The organism is Streptococcus sp. WM07 (genome assembly GCF_004570525.1).
Classification (GTDB): domain Bacteria; phylum Bacillota; class Bacilli; order Lactobacillales; family Streptococcaceae; genus Streptococcus.
The window spans coordinates 1-248 of sequence record NZ_SPPZ01000365.1 but is presented as its reverse complement, the minus strand read 5'-3'; the positions used below and the strand labels follow the sequence as shown (position 1 = coordinate 248).

Sequence of the window (248 nt, the reverse complement as noted above, 5' to 3'; positions counted from 1 at the left end):
TCCTATGGTGCTGTGCATTCTTTTTATCTTTCAGGGCTTGCTTCAATTCGCTAATTTGATATTCATTTAGTTCGACTTTCATACCTTATAGTATACAGCTATTTTTGTTTTTTGTTAAGTATTAGAAGACTTCAATCAGTTACTTTTCCGCATGGATAGCGGTTTCGCTTCTCCACAAATTTACAAGTCCATTGAGGAGAGTGGGGAAAGTTACCTCATTAAGCTAAAAAGAAACGCTGTTCTTAGTC

The 248-nt window shown here is 35.9% G+C and carries 1 pseudogene; it reads left to right on the top strand.

What is annotated here, in order from left to right:
• Positions 1-118: 118 nt before the first annotated feature.
• Positions 119-248, top strand: a pseudogene (locus E4T71_RS10885) (transposase); the annotation flags it as partial.